Annotated in this window: 16 protein-coding genes; all 16 read right to left on the reverse strand. The window is 41.6% G+C overall.

Going from position 1 to position 15,343, the window contains the following annotated elements; all coding sequences use genetic code 11:
* Positions 1–42 precede the first annotated feature (42 nt).
* A complete protein-coding gene (gene tsaB / locus VS868_RS05010) occupies positions 43–699 on the reverse strand; it encodes a tRNA (adenosine(37)-N6)-threonylcarbamoyltransferase complex dimerization subunit type 1 TsaB (protein WP_345599392.1) in 657 nt (218 codons plus the stop codon).
* 17 nt (positions 700–716) lie between these two features.
* Complete coding sequence (locus tag VS868_RS05015) at positions 717–1,976, reverse strand: efflux RND transporter periplasmic adaptor subunit (protein ID WP_345599393.1); 1,260 nt, start codon at positions 1,974–1,976, stop codon at positions 717–719.
* A gap of 3 nt (positions 1,977–1,979) precedes the next feature.
* The gene (locus tag VS868_RS05020; protein WP_266068427.1) at positions 1,980–3,416 is read right to left on the reverse strand and encodes a TolC family protein; all 1,437 of its coding nucleotides are present in this window, start codon (positions 3,414–3,416) and stop codon (positions 1,980–1,982) included.
* A 59-nt stretch (positions 3,417–3,475) separates the two neighbouring features.
* Complete coding sequence (locus tag VS868_RS05025; RefSeq protein WP_345599395.1) at positions 3,476–4,597, reverse strand: efflux RND transporter periplasmic adaptor subunit; 1,122 nt, start codon at positions 4,595–4,597, stop codon at positions 3,476–3,478.
* Between the two features lie 22 nt (positions 4,598–4,619).
* On the reverse strand, positions 4,620–5,882 hold the full coding sequence (locus tag VS868_RS05030; RefSeq protein ID WP_345599396.1) for an ABC transporter permease: 1,263 nt from the start codon (positions 5,880–5,882) through the stop codon (positions 4,620–4,622).
* Between the two features lie 2 nt (positions 5,883–5,884).
* A complete protein-coding gene (locus VS868_RS05035; RefSeq protein ID WP_345599397.1) occupies positions 5,885–7,129 on the reverse strand; it encodes an ABC transporter permease in 1,245 nt (414 codons plus the stop codon).
* The gene (locus VS868_RS05040; RefSeq protein WP_266068421.1) at positions 7,122–7,823 is read right to left on the reverse strand and encodes an ABC transporter ATP-binding protein; all 702 of its coding nucleotides are present in this window, start codon (positions 7,821–7,823) and stop codon (positions 7,122–7,124) included. The genes VS868_RS05035 and VS868_RS05040 overlap by 8 nt, the downstream gene beginning before the upstream one ends.
* Positions 7,824–7,937: 114 nt before the next feature.
* A complete protein-coding gene (locus VS868_RS05045) occupies positions 7,938–8,165 on the reverse strand; it encodes a hypothetical protein (RefSeq protein WP_266068420.1) in 228 nt (75 codons plus the stop codon).
* A 4-nt stretch (positions 8,166–8,169) separates the two neighbouring features.
* On the reverse strand, positions 8,170–8,703 hold the full coding sequence (locus VS868_RS05050; RefSeq protein ID WP_345599398.1) for a DUF420 domain-containing protein: 534 nt from the start codon (positions 8,701–8,703) through the stop codon (positions 8,170–8,172).
* Complete coding sequence (locus VS868_RS05055) at positions 8,693–9,430, reverse strand: SCO family protein (RefSeq protein ID WP_345599400.1); 738 nt, start codon at positions 9,428–9,430, stop codon at positions 8,693–8,695. Before VS868_RS05055 ends, VS868_RS05050 begins: the two co-directional genes overlap by 11 nt.
* Positions 9,430–10,083 carry a hypothetical protein gene (locus tag VS868_RS05060; RefSeq protein ID WP_266068417.1) on the reverse strand — a complete coding sequence of 218 codons (654 nt, stop codon included), beginning with the start codon at positions 10,081–10,083 and terminating at the stop codon, positions 9,430–9,432. The genes VS868_RS05055 and VS868_RS05060 overlap by 1 nt, the downstream gene beginning before the upstream one ends.
* 75 nt (positions 10,084–10,158) lie before the next feature.
* Positions 10,159–10,521: a cytochrome C oxidase subunit IV family protein gene (locus tag VS868_RS05065; protein WP_345599401.1), complete on the reverse strand. Its 363-nt coding sequence runs from the start codon at positions 10,519–10,521 to the stop codon at positions 10,159–10,161.
* A gap of 18 nt (positions 10,522–10,539) precedes the next feature.
* The gene (locus tag VS868_RS05070; RefSeq protein ID WP_345599402.1) at positions 10,540–11,520 is read right to left on the reverse strand and encodes a cytochrome c oxidase subunit 3; all 981 of its coding nucleotides are present in this window, start codon (positions 11,518–11,520) and stop codon (positions 10,540–10,542) included.
* A 46-nt stretch (positions 11,521–11,566) separates the two neighbouring features.
* The gene (locus tag VS868_RS05075; protein WP_266068414.1) at positions 11,567–12,148 is read right to left on the reverse strand and encodes a cytochrome c oxidase subunit 3; all 582 of its coding nucleotides are present in this window, start codon (positions 12,146–12,148) and stop codon (positions 11,567–11,569) included.
* Complete coding sequence (gene cyoE, locus VS868_RS05080; protein ID WP_345599403.1) at positions 12,139–13,041, reverse strand: heme o synthase; 903 nt, start codon at positions 13,039–13,041, stop codon at positions 12,139–12,141. Before cyoE ends, VS868_RS05075 begins: the two co-directional genes overlap by 10 nt.
* A gap of 115 nt (positions 13,042–13,156) precedes the next feature.
* Complete coding sequence (locus VS868_RS05085) at positions 13,157–15,268, reverse strand: gliding motility protein RemB (RefSeq protein ID WP_345599404.1); 2,112 nt, start codon at positions 15,266–15,268, stop codon at positions 13,157–13,159.
* Positions 15,269–15,343: the final 75 nt, after the last annotated feature.

A 15,343-nucleotide genomic window follows, 5' to 3' on the forward strand; every position in this document is an offset into this window, starting at 1 on the left:
TTTAAACTACAAACCATAAACCTTCAACAGTAAATTTTGAACCTATCCTGCCATGAAGTCTTTGAGATAGTACGGCTCAAAGTAAGCTACATCTTCAAACTTTTGTTTCTGAAATTTTTCTGAAGCAAGTGATACCATCTTTGAAGCTGATGGTAATTTACCTTTAATAAAAGTAGCATTGGGATGTTCACAAATCTTGCTGAATTTTTCGACTCCACTTCCTATAAAAGTAACAGCAGCATTCTCCAGGTACTTCGAAAAAGAATCGGGAGCAAGGATCTGTGCGCGGGTGTCAAAAACTTTTCGGTAATCGGCGGTAAACCCGGCGGTATAGACTTCCATTCTTCGGGCGTCTAAAAGGGGAATAATGAAGCCGTCTTTTTCCTGTTTTACCTGCAAAGCCAAGGACCTTAGGGTAGGAATAGAGATCAACGGCAGCTCCAGGGCAAAGCAGAGCCCTTTAGCGGCCGAAACTCCAATTCTAAGGCCCGTATAGGAACCCGGACCTTTACTTACGGCAATGGCATCCAGATCGCGCGCGTCTACCTCATTTTCCCGAAGAATCTCTTCGATAAAAAGGTGTAACCTTTCGGCATGCGAATAATTATTGCTGTAATCTTCTTTCAAAGCCAGCAACTTCCCTTTATTTTCCAGCGCTACCGAACAATTTGTGGTAGCTGTTTCAATACACAGAATCACGGCCGAAAGGTAAGAAATTATTCTTTTTCTCCCTTCACTTCTACCTTATCTCCAGGTTTAAGAATTTTGGTCACGGTGTTATAAGGTCCTGTAATAACCATTTCCCCGGTTTCAAGACCTTCTTTGATCTCGATCCTGGAATCATCCTGTATCCCTGTTTCTACAACACGCACCTTTGCCTCATCACCTTCTTTAACATACACTGTTTCAAAAAGCTCTTCTAAAGCCTTTTCTTCACTGTTGTTGCGGCTGCCTGCACTGGTATCGGCTTTTACAACTACTGCACTTATTGGCACTGCAATAACATCATCACGTCTATTGGTTATAATATCTACCGTGGCGGTCATTCCGGGTCTAAAAGGGGAGAAATTCCCGGGTTTTCCTTCAAGCAGGTGGTCATAGGATTCTTTTACAATCCGCACCTTTACCTTAAAGTTCGTTACCTGGTCGGCAGTTGCTGTAGCATTGGCCGAATTTGAAATTTCAGTCACCACGCCTTTAAATTCCTGTTTGAGATATGCATCTACCTCAACTATAGTAGAGTCACCAATAGAGACTTTTACAATGTCGTTCTCATTCACATCTACTTCCACTTCCATGTCGCTAAGATCGGCCACTCTCAATATTTCGGTCCCAGCCATTTGCTGAGTACCTACAACTCTTTCCCCCAACTCAGCATCAAGAGAAGAAATAGTTCCGCTCATAGGGGCATAAATATTGGTTCGCCCCAGGTTTTCAACAGCCTCGTTCACGCTGGCTTCAGCACTACGCACACTGTAAAAAGCAGCCTGCCTGTTGGCCTGCGCACCTTCATAAGCCGAAACAATCCTGTCCCATTCTGCTTTGGAGATTATTCCTTTCTCAAACAGACTTTGATTTCGCTGGTAATTAGATTCCGCTTCTTTTAAAGAAGCTTCTGCCTGTGACAGGCTTGATCTTACATTTTGAAGTCCGGCGCGCACTCGTTCAAGGTTAGACTGGTATATTTCAGGATTTACCCGCACCAGCAAATCTCCTTTTTCTACCTGCTGCCCTTCTACTACCGGAAGTTCAATGATCTCTCCTGAAACTTCCGAAGAAAGTTTGACCTCAACCTCGGGCTGGATCTTACCTGTGGCCGAAACTTTTTCAATAACATCAAACCTCTGCACCTCGGTAACCTCAACTTCTTTGAAATTTCCCGACTTGCCAAACCAACCTGCTTTTTTACCTACTACGAGCAGAACAATTACAACTACGGCAATTCCAACAATAATATAAATAGTCTTCTTCTTCATTATTTAGAATTTAAGGTCTGTGATGGGCACTCCAAAATATAGTTCCAGCACTTTTAATTTAAAAATATAATCGTATTTGGTCCTTACTACTTCGCTTTCGGCATTTTCAAGATTGAATTTTGCCTGACTAAAGTCAAAAGCGTTGGTCATCCCAACATTGTAGCGTTCTGTAGCATACTCGTAAGCCAGCTGCTGTGCCTCCCGGGCCACCAGTGCAGCTTCGTAAGCTTTTAAAGCACCACGGGCATCGGTATAGGCCTGGTAAACGTTTGCTTCCAGGTCGAGTTTAGTCTGCTCCATCTGGTATTCAGCCCTCAGCACGTTCACTTCACTTCTTTTGACCTGGTTACGGGTAGAAAACCCGTTAAATAACGGCACATTGAGCTGTACCCCATAAGAGATTCCATCATTCAACTGTAGCTGTTCAAAAAATGGGAGCGGGTTTCCTAATTCACTCACCATGTTTGGCGCCACAACAATTTCTTCAGTACTCTCTACAAAACCTATTTGACGATAGGGCTCATCGGGATCGAGACCTGCAGAAACAAACCTCCCGGCACCCGACTCACGGGTATTATAGTTAAAAAAAGCATTTAGCGTAGGCCAGTAGGCCCCACGAGCTATTTCAACCTCTTTTTTTGCGAGTTCGGTGTTCATCTCGGCCACTTTTACTTCATAACGCTCTTCTTCGGCAGCTTCAATGACTTCAGACACCGGAACATCCAGTATCTCATTTCCAAAGACATCATAATCCCTTTCGGCGATATCAAAGTTCTCGTAATCTTTTATAAGCAGGGTTTGGGCGAGAGCGATCAAGGAGATTTCTATTTGGTTTTCTGCAACAATCATTCGCTGTACCTCACTGGCAGAAGTTGCTTTAATCTCAAGTAAGTCCCCCCGTGGTAAAGAACCTGCCTCTACCAGTGCTTCAGCTCTCTCAAGCTGCTCAAGGGTAATTTGGTGCTGAGACTGGATCACTTTTAGATTTTCTTTGTTGAAAAGCACCTGTAAGTAAGCATTGGCCACAAACAAAGCAATATCATCTTTCATTTGCTCCAGGGAATATTCACTGGCCAGTTTTGCCATTTTAGCGTACTGGTACTGCTTAAAATTCCTAAGACCGTCAAACAAGGTCAATCCCGCTGTTACTCCTGCGGAAAAGTTTCGGGTAGTTTGCGTCTGAAGAATTCCGGTTGTTACGTTTTGGGTAAGACCTGTATTCCAGGAATTGGAAGCCGACCCATTAACTGAAGGCAGAAAATTTCCGAAGGCATCAGAAATCTGAATATCGGCCAGATCGACATCAAGCTGAGACTGTTTAACGCTTATATTATTCTCAAGTGCGTACTCTATACATTCCTGAAGTGTCCATTCCTTTTGTTGTGAAAAACCAAAAAAGGAAGAAGAAAGGAAAACTGCAGTCAATAAAAATCTTTTCATAATTGTAGTTGTAAAATGTAAGTCTTGTAAGAACCGTTTTTGTTACAGCAGCAAACAATCTATTGCACTTGTGCAGTAGGATTAACCGGTTTTAGCTGGTTCCAAACTTTAATTTTGTCCTTTGCGGTAATGCCGTCTTTAATTTCTACAAAGATGCCGTCACTCACTCCCAACTCCACATCCCTGCGTTCAAATTGCTGGTCTCCGGTAGCTACTTCAACAAAGGGCTCTTGTGTTTTAGGATCAAATTGTATCAACGCCTCCCTTAAAGCCAGCACGTTTTCGGCTTTCGCCAGGATAATGGAAGCATTTGCACTTAAGCCAGCTCTAATAAAAGTAGTATCGGCTTTATCAAGGGTTCCTTCGATATCAAACTGGATAGCCCCGTTTTCTTCCACTCCTTTTGGTGCAATATAGTCGAGAACTGCTTTGAAGGTTTTATCTTCAATAGCACCAACAGTTACTTCAAGCGGCAGATCTTCTTTTATTTTCCCAACTTCACTCTCATCAACCTTTCCTTCAAAGATCATTTTATTCACATCGGCAAGTACAGCTATAGTAGTACCGTCATTGAAATTATTACTTTCAATCACCTGGTTCCCCACTTTCACAGGAACGTCTAACACCATTCCTTCTACTGTAGAACGAATCAAAGTATTTGCAGCAGTTCCCAAACCGCTTGTTGTTCCCGTACGCACAATCTCATAGTTTTGTTGTGCAGATTTATAATTCTGCTCTGCCCTTCTAAACGCTACCTGGGCATCATCAAATTCATTAGCCGAAATTACTCCCTTTTCAAAAAGTGATTCCTGACGTTCAAAATTCCTTTTTTCATTATCAAAGTTGATCTTTGCCGTTTGCACTGCATCTTTAGCATTCTGCAGAGATGAAACATTAGGGATCACACGTATTTTCGCAATTTGATCACCGGCCTGGATACGATCACCGGCTTCAATAAAGATTTCTTCAATAATCCCTGAAATATTGGGTTTAATCAAAACCTCTTCTTTTGGTACAATATTCCCTGTAGCCACTGTCTTTTTCACAATAGTTTTTTCTGAAGCCTGTTCGGTCTCATAAACAGTTGGGTCTTCCTGATTTTTGGCATACAGGTAATATAGCGCTCCGGTAAATGCTACTGCGATTACCACCAGGACCAGGATCGTTACAATTCTTTTCATTCTGTTTCTATTTATTTTTAATCTATTCTGTTCTTAAAGCATCTACGGGTTTGATCTTGATAGCGTTTTGCGCAGGGATCAAACCGGCCAGTAGACCTGAAATTATTAATATAGCGAGAGCTGTTATCACTACGCCAAGGTTTACACTGGGATTGAGGAACATCATTTCTGAAGTATCCACACCACTTAAAGCTTTGTTTACCAGTGCTATTACCCCTGTTGCCAATACAATTCCTGCCATACCTGAGATAATGGTTAGAAAAATGGATTCCATGAGAATTTGCCCTCTTATTGCCCAGGGGGTTGCACCCAGTGCCCGCCTTACACCAATTTCGTTTGTTCGTTCTTTAACTACAATAAGCATGATATTACTTATCCCGATAATCCCCGAAAGCAGCACCAGGATTCCGACGAAATACGCAACCCCTTTTAAAGCGACAAACAATCCGTTGATCTTATTAAACTCTTCAAAAAGGTCAAAATTCCCTACTGCCCTGTCATCTTCGGGATGTATAGAGTGCCTGGTCTTGATCACCTCTATCACATCACCTTTAAGATTGGTAATAGATGACCCGTCTTGCGCGGTAATGGCCATCCAACCTACATTGTTCCCCATGTTGAAGGCCTGAGAAAAAGCAGTAAAAGGAACGTAGATCTGTTTTTGATTCTCTTCGGCATTACCATTATTGCCTTTCTTCTTATAGGTGCCAATCACCATAAAGTTCACCCCACTAACCTTGATGTATGATCCGAGTACCTCTTCTCCCGGTTCATACAGGGTAGTGCGCACTCCCTCTCCTATCACCGCCACTTTCCGCTTATCATTGATATCGGAATAATTAATGAACCTGCCTGAAGTAATATCCATAGGTTCCTGCTGAATAATTTCAGGATAATCTCCGTAAACATTAAATGCTCCGGTGTTTAATCCCCTGGTCACGTTGTTTCCCCCACCAAAGCCACCGAGCTGGTTACGGGGAGAAACAAATCTCATATTTGGCACTTCCCGTTTAATGGCAGCTACATCATCTATCTTGAAGTTATATCTTCTTCCTTTAGGCAGGCCTTTATAAGGCTTTGAAGTTACCTGAGTCCACATGAACATAGAATTGGTTGCCATCCCTCCAAACCCCTGCTTCACGCCATTCTCCAAACCTTTACCGGCAGCAAGCAGTATAACGAGAATAAAAATTCCCCACAATACCCCAAAAGCGGTAAGTACGGTTCTAAACCAGTTAGCACTTAAAGCTTCCAGTATCTCATCCCAATTATCTCTACTAAACATGCTTACTCATCTCTTAATGCTACAATAGGTTTAATTTTCGCTGCCCTGTAAGCAGGGAAAAAGCCGGCCAATGCTCCGGCAACTATAAGAATAACCACTGTAGTAAGTGCAATTCCAAAATCTACCGACGGGTTCGATATAAAGTTTGTCTCTATAAGCGGCCCAACCAGTTCGAGCAATGCTAAACTTCCAATAAGCCCTACCAGCCCTGCAATGGCAGTTACAAAAATAGATTCATGCAAGATCATTCCGACTATAGAAAGTGGTTCTGCTCCCAAAGCCTTTCTTACACCTATTTCACGGGTGCGTTCTTTTACAATAATGAGCATGATATTACTTACCCCCACAATACCTGCGATAATGGTACAAATACCCACACCCCAGAAGAAAAACTTGATCATGTTAATAAGGTCATAGAACCGTTTCATGTTTTCAAGTGAATTATTAATAATCACGGCCCGGTTATCTTCGGGAGCTATACTGTGCTGCTCTTTAAGAAATTGTTCTAATTCTGAAGTAAATTTGTTGGAGGCAGCAAGAGCTGCTTCAAAATTATCCTCTTGTTCGAGGGTAAAGGCCATGTTGTTAATGTAATTTTGCCCGTTGAAGACACGTTGGCCCGTAGACAAAGGCACATATACCCGACTCTCTTCACGCTCTCCCCCTGGATCTGTGAACACTCCTATTACTTTAAAATTTATGCCTGAAATCTCGAGGTATCTGCCAATAGGATCTACCTCTTTAAAAAGGTCATTACTCACCCTGTTTCCAATCACCACCACCTTTTCATAATTGTCGTGATCTGAATAATTGATGTAACGCCCTTTGGTCATACTGCTCTTCTCAAGAAACTGGTAGTCGGGCAGCACTCCTTCAACTCTATAAGAACCCGATTCTTTCTTGTAGGTCACCACCCCATTCCAAATCCTGTACACAGAAGATTTGAATTCCAGTTCATTCTCATACTTCTGGGCCGTGGTTTGAAAATCTGTATTCTTCAGCCGAATATTGCGCCCGGGATTAAGCCCTTTATACTCCACAGAAGTAGTACCCGTCCATATATACAGGATATTGGAGGCATCCCGTTCAAATTCAGAAGAAATACCATTTTTCATTCCCTCTCCCAAACCTAATAATATAACGAGGATAAAAATACCCGAGGCTACCGAGAGGCCTGTGAGAAAAGTTCGCAGTTTGTTCTTGCGAATTGTATCAAATATTTCTTCCCAACGTTCAAGATCAAACATGCTGCAGTGCTTTTACCTGATCTATTTTTTTATCATCTATGATCAAACCGTCTTTAAGGTTGACGATTCGTTTTGTCATTTCGGCGATATCATGTTCGTGGGTAACAATGAGAATAGTACGCCCCTCTTCATTGATCTTCTGAATAAGATCCATCACCTCATAAGAGGTTTTGGTATCAAGCGCACCGGTAGGCTCATCGGCCAGTAACACTTTTGGATCACTTGCCAGTGCCCTGGCTATTGCGACTCGTTGTTTTTGTCCTCCCGATAATTCATTCGGAAGATGTTGTGCCCAGGGGGTAAGCCCTACTTTATCGAGATAAGCCATTGCCTTCTCTATTCGCTCTTTGCGTTTCATGCCCTGGTAATATAGAGGCAGGGCCACATTATCTAATGCAGTTTTATAATTGATAAGGTTAAAAGACTGAAAAATAAAGCCGAGAAATTTATTACGGTACCGGGCTGCAATTTTTTCATTAAGATTTTTAATTGGAACCCCATCAAGCTTGTAAGTACCGCTATCGGCCTCATCAAGCATTCCAAGAATGTTGAGCAGGGTAGATTTGCCCGAGCCAGAAGAGCCCATAATAGACACCAGCTCTCCTTCAGCAACATTAAAATTTATCCCCTTAAGTACGTGCAGGGAATTGCTTCCTGTTTTATAGGATTTGTGCAAATCTTTGATTTCAATCATACCGGGTGTAATTCAAATTACTATGAAGGCGCACCCATTAGACTGGTAAAAACAGTAAATGTTACATTTTCTGAAAAAAGATTTAAGAAAATGCCATTTTTAAGAGGGAAGAAATTATTCTTCTACATGCTTTTTTCTCCTGGACTTCCAAATGAAGTAGGCCACTCCAGCCATTAACAAATAAGGAAAGATCATGAGATATACAATCCCGTCGTTAATCCCTTCAGCAGTAGATTGGCCCTGTTCGGTTTCAAGTACTGCACGGCACATAGCACACTGCGCCTCAACGTCAACCGAAAGGAAAAGAATAAAAACAGCAGTAATAAAAATTCTAACTTTCATAACTTTAGTAATAAGGAGCCATGAATAAATACACCAGTACCCCTGTCACCGCAACATAAAGCCATATTGGATAGGTGTAACGGGCAATCTTACGATGTTTTTCTACCTCTCCTGTAAGGCCGCGGTACATTGTGAACAGAACAAGAGGGACAATAATTGCCGAAAGCAGGATGTGCGTGATAAGAATAAAGAAATAAATATATTTAAGTATTCCTTCCCCTCCATAAGGCACGGGTTCATTACTTATTTTCGAAATCACGTAACTCACTAAAAACACAGCCGAAAGAAAAAAGGCAGAGATCATAAGATTTCTGTGCCATATCAGTTCCTTCTTTTTCATGGCGTAATAACCTGTTATAAGAAACAAAGCAGTGAAGAAATTAAGCACGGCGTGAAAGAGTGGGAAGTTCTTAAAGCTTCCGCCCAAAACATCATACCGCTCTGGCAAATACATCAAGATGAGTACCGCAACCGGCACTAAGATGGAAACCACCACTATGGTAGGCACCATTACTTTATCTGTACTTCTATTTATCATCAATAAGTCTTTTAGCGTCGGCAATAAGTATATCAATTTGAGGCTCTTCTTCTCCCGGCTCCACAACTGCATTGCGGGGCACAGAACCCCTGTAATAAATAATTGGGTTTCCAAAAGAGTCTTTTCGGGACCTTATATAACCCTCACGATCTACCAGGGCAAAATAACCTGAATGCGCAAAACCACCTGCTGCATTTTCATCTTCACCGGCATAAATATTAAATCCGGAATTAGCAAGACCATAAATATCTTCCTGCTCTCCTGTCATTAAATGCCAGTTTGGATGGGTGATATTGTTATTTGCCGCATATTCTTTGAGAACCTGGGGCGTATCATGGCGGGTGTCTATACTAAAAGAAGCAATCCCAAAATCTTCATTAGAAGCAAACACATCCTGTACCTCTACCAGATTGTCTTTCATAATAGGACAAATAGTGGGGCAGGTAGAAAAGAAAAATTCAGCGATATAAACCTTACCTTCATAATCTTTATTGGTAATGGTATCTCCATGTTGATCTATGAATTCGAAAGGTGGGACTCTCTTCCTTTCTTCATTCACCATAATATAATCAAGATCAACGTTGGCAGCAGCCCGTTCTTCCCGACCGTCAGACCTGTTTGAAGAAACTGTTTCCTCTTCGTTCACCCTGTCAATTATTTCGGGAACCACAATGATCCCAAAAATAACGATTACCAGGAATAGCCCTATGTATGAGTAATTTTTCATTAATCTTCAGTATTCTCTTTATTGTACTTTTTAAGCTCTAGGCGATATTCAGCCAAAATAACCTTTACATCGTCGGTCATTTTATTGTTGAGAACATAGATGGAGCCGGTATCGTAGCCAAAAAGCTCACTACCATCATCATCTTTATCCCTGCCACGTAATTTTCCTTCTTTATCAATAATAAAGACATTTGGTGTAGAGAGGTCGCCATTTAGTTCAAGGTTGGTATTTAAACTATCAAACAGGGCGTTGATCTCTTCGGAAGAAGCAGTCACAAATTTCCACTTTTTGAGATCTATAACTTTTGAGATTTTTTGTTTGAGCTCTTCTACCTGCGCCTCACTTCCTTCAGGAACTACCGAAACAAACTGAAAGTCATTAAATTCGGCATAAGGATCATAGATCTTTTCGGCCAGGTGATAGGCGTTGTTCATATAATCTATGGGCTCAACCCCGGGAAAACCAAGAATAGTGATCTTGTTATCAAAGCTCACTTCCTCTTCATCACCTTCAAGGCTTCTAAAGGATTCGAGCTGATAAATTTCCTGGGTAAGGACGGGCAAACGGGCAAAGTTATTGACTCCTGAAGCGAAGAACAGGTAAGCCCCAAGGGGAAGTGCAAAAAGCACAAAAATGACAAAGAATTTTTTCATATTATCTTTCCGGAAGATGTGCACAAAAATAAAAAAAGGCGGTTTTAAAACCGCCTTTCCTTTATGTTTTAACTTTTAGAAATCCCAGGCCACCTGCCCCCGCTGCAGTACCTCGTGAACATAATCTCCTTCAGTAAGAAGAATAAAAACAAGGTAAACAATAAGAAAACCTGCAGTCCATACCACAGAACGTCTTAGGCCTTTGGTCTCGCCTTCCATATGCATAAAGGCCCAGGTAATATAATAAGCCTTCCATATTGTAAGAACAATGAATATCCAGTTGATTAGCTTTAAGCTAACAAAATAGGTATGCATCAGAAAATCTGGTTTGATGATCCCCAAAATAACTTCTACAAGAGTAATGATCGAAAGGATTATAAATACCGTCCAGATCCTTTTAGAGTTCGATTCGTGTGCGTGTGTAGTATCGTGTGCCATTTTAATTCTTATTCCAGATTATACCAAATAGAAGAAAGTAAATACAAATACCCATACAAGGTCTACAAAGTGCCAGTACAGTCCGACTTTTTCTACCATTTCATAATGTCCTCTTCGCTCATAAGTACCAATAAGCACATTGAAGAAGATGATGATATTAATCAAAACCCCGGTCAATACGTGAAACCCGTGGAACCCGGTGATGAAAAAGAAGAAGTCTCCAAAAAGGGGATTTCCATATTCATTTTTTTGAAGGTTTGCCCCCTCAATAACTCCTATCCCTTCGCTCTCAAGTTTTGCCAGTGATGCCTGTCTTGTCAAGATCACTTTCTCTCCTGTCTCGGTCAACTCCTGTGTTCTTATAAGAAGGTTTGGATTAGCTTCAAATCCTGCAAGCACATCATCCATTGTGAAACGTGCCAAAGTTGGCTCATCTGTAAACCAAAGGCCATTTGTTCGCTCATGCTGAATCCTTTCTTTTGGTGCAGCAACCACAAACTCATCCAGTGCAACGCGATGCCCAGCATTATTTATAACCTGCAGCACATTACCACCCCTGGTTTCAATAGCACCATAGGTACCCTGAATAAAGTTCTTCCACTCCCATGCCTGTGACCCAAGGAAGATGATACCTCCAATAATGGTCAACAACATGTATATAGTCACCTTACCTCTTTTCATGTTATGGCCGGCATCTACCGCCAAAACCATAGTTACAGAAGAAAAAATAAGGATAAAGGTCATTAAGGCCACGTAATACATGGGCGCATCTACGCCATGCAAAAACGGAAAGTGGTTAAAAACCTCATCGGCAATCGGCCAGCTGTTAGAAAATTTGTATCTCGCAAAACCGTAAGAGGCAAGAAAACCGGAAAAAGTAAGCGCATCTGATAAGATGAAGAACCACATCATCATTTTACCATAGCTCACTTTCAAAGGTTGATTCCCACCGCCCCATGTTTTTCCTTCGGTACCTGTTCTGGTAACAGTCGCTTCCATAGAAAGAGTTTGATTTTTAAAGTATGGGCAAAAATAGGTTTTTTATTTATCTAAAGAAATATAAAAATAAAAACAGGTAAATCCAAAGGGCATCAACAAAGTGCCAAAAGGTAGCACCAAGTTCTAAGCCAAGTGTTTGCCCTGCATGGTACTTCTGTTTAAAATGGTTATAAATTATTACTAAAAGTACAATTATTCCTCCAAAAAGGTGCACTAAATGAGACCCAACGATCAAATAAAGGAAAGAAGTGGTAACACTACTGGCACTTCCTGTAAAGAAATATCCAGATTCCAGCAACTCGTTAAAGCTCTGGAATTGAAGGCCGATAAAAATTAAGCTAAGTACCAGTGTACCAAGAAGCCCCATGGTTGCAAGACTGTGTTTGTTCTGTTTTACCGCTTTTTCAGCAATGTGAAAAGTGACGCTGCTCAAAAATATAACCAGCGTGCTCCAGATAAAAGTAGCCGGCAACTGAAGATCAGCAAGCCAGTCGGGCCGGTTTTTACTTACAACATAGGCACTGGTAAGGCCTGCAAACATCATGGCCATACTTATAATCCCGAACCAAAGCATCATCTTTTTTGCCCTGCCCTGCTTGTGCTGACTGGTTCCCTGTGTTAAATCCATACTCGAATTAATTTATCTAATACATATATTATTTGCAGCAAGGTAATGTAAGACACACTTGCAAGCATAAGTTTCTTTGCCGATTTTTCATCTCTTTTCCTGTAGAGCTGCACTGCATAATATAACATCCCCAAACCAAGAAGAAACACAAGAGCAGCAGAAAGCGGCGTGATATAGAGGGCCCCTGTCATTCCTGTGGCCGGAATCAGGGAAACGATCAAAGTCCACAGCGTATAAAGCACAATTTGCACTGCAGTTCCTTTATCTCTTTTTCCGGTAGGCAACATAAAGAACCCGCCTTTTGCATAATCGTCATACAACCACCAGCCCAGGGCCCAAAAATGCGGAAATTGCCAGAAGAACTGAATCATGAACAAGGTTCCCGGCTCAATACCAAAATCTCCCGTAGCTGCCACCCATCCCAACATAAAAGGGATAGCACCAGGAAAAGCTCCTATAAAGACAGAAAGTGGGGTCTTGGTTTTTAAAGGCGTATAAACACTAACATACAGAAGTATACTTATTGCCCCAAACATGGCCGTACGCGGATTAATGAGGTAAAGTATGATGAGCCCCAGCACCGTAAGAGTACTGGCAATAACAAACGCAGTGTTTATTGACATCCTCCCCGAAGGTACAGGCCTGTTGCGCGTTCTCTTCATTAAAAGATCAAGATCTTTTTCAAGGATCTGGTTATAAGCGTTTGACGCTCCAACCAGGCAATATCCCCCAATTGCAAGCATGATCACTGTAAGAAAATCAATAGATTCTGCTCCTAAGAAATATCCGGCAACCGAAGAAAATACTACGCTTATAGCCAGCCTCATTTTGGTAATTTCCTTAAGATCGCTTACCAGGGAGACAGACGGACTATGTACTTGGGTGTTTTCCAAAAATGGCAATTTTGGCGCAAAGATACTTCTTAATTGGTTTTTACCAAGAACACGACAGCGTTAAATTTAAAACTGAAGAAAAAATCAAAGATTGATAATCAATATCTTATAGGGGCTACATATCGTAATACCAGTTGAAAATATCGGTGCGCAACCCAATATTGAACCAGTAGGTGGTATTCTTAAAATGATTTACGGTGTTTATTTCAGGATCAAAATTCCGGTAAATAAAACTTCCGAAGAACTTCAGGTTAGTCACCGGATTAACAATATATCCTACTTCAGCTTGCGAAAAAAATGACTGGGTGGTATTGCCCTGCCCAATTTCCACACCTGTTTCAAAAGGCCGGTCTTCTTCGGTTCGATAGATATTTCCGCCGTAATAAGCACCATTCTCAAGAAAATCAAAACCGCGTTCTCCATAGATGGCTTTTACATGACCATAGTACCTGCCGGTTTTGTAGCGGGCTATAGCAACCAATTCCCTGAAATTCGCCCCCCACAAATGCGCCATAGATTGATTTGCATGGCCATAATTAAGCGTGATGGTATTGTGCGAATAGGTATAAGGCCGCACCTGATTGTATTCAAGCTGCAAGTGAAGATCCTGAATATTGAATGCATTAAAATATTTTGCTCCTACCTGGAAGCCGTGTTTATTTTTCCAACTGCCCTCGCCTCCAAAAACATCAGTAGAAGAAAATTCATCAATAAGCCACTGCCCATAAGTAAGAAAATTGTTGTTCCACTTATATTTTCCGGTTAGGCCAATTATAGCATTACCCGCCTGCGCCCCGGTAGAAAATTCGATCGCCCTGTAAAAAATTATAGGATTGAGATAATTAAGATCAAAACCGCGGTTATTGTCATTCTCCCACATTACCGATTCAAAAAAGCCAATATTAAGCCGTTTTGTGACATTGTAGCTCAAATAGTGGTTAGCCATAAACTTGGTACGGTAGGAATCTTCACCCGTCACTTCTGGGCGAACATCTCGCAAAGACATCCAGGTGTTGGTGTATTTTATTTTCCAGAAAGTGGTATTCAACTTAAAAAATGGATATGGAGAAGCATTATCGCTCAACAGCAAAGATCTGTACCCGTCACCAATAAAATTCTTCCCATGACCAAATTGTAAATTGAAAAATTTCCCGGGGCTAAAAGAAAGATAGCCTTCGGCGACAGGATAGTCATATCCCTGCCCCATAAAAGGTTTGGCAATACCACGGCCGGGAATAATAGCAGCACCTTCGTTCCCGGGTCTTATTGATTCGGCGTAACGGTTAAAATAATCGGCAAACCTTCCCTGGTTCTCGTAAACCACTGAGTAAAAATTTAAATTCTTACCCAAACCACCCTGGAAGATGGCTGCCCGTGTGTTGTTGTAGGTTACGTCAAACTCACTATCAAGGTCTTTCCCCACCTGCACATCAAGCCCAAAATCTACCGTAAACCAATACCCTTCTCCCTGAAATTTAAATAGATGCTCATTCCACACCTTTCTTCCCACCCAGGAGGTGACAGGTTTTTGAAGCCCCAGCAGTTCTTCTTCAAAATCGTAGTAATCTTTTACTTCGGAAAACAAAAAAGGTTTGGAAGCCGAATGGAAATTAGTTCCCACCATGTTCACCTCATCTTCAAACCGACTGTAAAACTCGTGCGAGAGTGGGATATTAATATCACTATCTAATCTTGGATGAGTAAAATCCAGTGGCTTTATCTGCTCGTACTCTGTGGTAATATCAATTTCTTCCTGCGGTTCCGGCACCTCTGCTTTTACAACGCTCACATTCTCTTCCCCAATAACTGCGGAAGGTGCTCCGGCTTCTAAAGGAATATTTATTGGCATGCGAAACTGCATATCAATGGGCCGGCTGTTATATGTGGCAGGAGAGATCTTCGGAAGGGTCTCAAAAATGCGGTTTAACTCCGCCTTTAGTTCGGGGTAGGCGGCATTGATGTAGTTAACCTGAAAATTTCCGTCACTGGTAACTTCAAAAAGTACCACCATTTCACCCTGATAGTTGTCTTCAGCAACAACAGCGGGCAATAAAAATTCCTCTTTAATCTTCCTTTTTAGGGCAGTATTAAAACACAGTTCCTGTTTATCAAAAGCTACCTCCCTGCATTCCGAAAACTGCGGAAATCTCTCCGGATCCCCTTTAAAGGTCTGGGGAAAAACAAAAAGCGGAAGGAAAAAGATGAGGAGCGGGTAAAATCTAGTCATATCCTGCACAAAGCTGAATGGATTACAGGGGAAAGATACATTTTTTTAAGTATCTGATGGTTTTTCCTGCACGCA

The organism is Salinimicrobium sp. 3283s (assembly GCF_039602225.1).
Lineage (GTDB): Bacteria > Bacteroidota > Bacteroidia > Flavobacteriales > Flavobacteriaceae > Salinimicrobium > Salinimicrobium profundisediminis.